At 72.5% G+C, this 734-nt stretch carries 1 protein-coding gene; it reads left to right on the forward strand.

Annotated features, from left to right (window positions below; genetic code table 11):
* A partial coding sequence (locus ACOZHM_RS19705) for a DUF2058 domain-containing protein (protein WP_421571014.1) occupies window positions 1-557 on the forward strand: 557 nt, incomplete at its 5' end.
* Window positions 558-734: the final 177 nt, after the last annotated feature.

The following is a 734-nucleotide window of genomic DNA, read 5'->3' on the forward strand; positions in this document are numbered from 1 at the left end:
GCCAGCGCCCGCCCCGTGAGGGCGACGCGCGCCGTGGCCCGCAGGGCAAGGGCCGCCCCGCGGGTGCCGCACGCCCGGCAGGCAACGCACGCCCCGGACAGAATCCGGGCCAGGGCAAGCCGCGCTCGCGCGAGGACATCGACCTGGCCAAGGCCTATGCGATCCGCGCGCAGAAGGAAAAAGACGACCGCATCGAAGCCGAGCGCCTGAAGCAGGAAGAGGCGCGCGTGCGCCGCGAAGCGAAGGCCAAGCTGGACGTGTTGCTGGAAGGCAAGTCGTTGAATGACGCCGCCGCCGAAATTGCCCGCCACTTCAACTACGGCGGCAAGATCAAGCGCGTCTACGTCAATGCCGAACAGCTCAAGGGGCTTAATGCCGGTGAGCTGGGCGTGCTGCAGCAGAACGGCCGCTACCTGCTGGTGACGGCCGCCGTGCTGGACGAGGCCGAGGCGATCTTCGCCCCGTCGGTGGCACTGCGCGTGGATCCGAATGCGCCGGCCGAAGACGACCCGTACGCCGATCCGGCCTACCAGGTCCCGGACGACCTGGTCTGGTAAGGGGCGCACGACCGTTGGTCGTGCGGCAAACAACGCGGTAGCGGGGGCGGCCGGGGGGGGGGGGGGGGGGCGGGGCGGGGGGGGGGGGGGGGTGGGCCCCCCGGGGGGGGTATGTTTCCGGCTCGCCCCGCCCACCGTGCCCGCCCCGATCCGCGCCTTTTGCGGGGCCCCCGACCC

Origin of the sequence: Stenotrophomonas sp. PD6 (assembly GCF_049199305.1) — a bacterium.
GTDB lineage: Bacteria > Pseudomonadota > Gammaproteobacteria > Xanthomonadales > Xanthomonadaceae > Stenotrophomonas.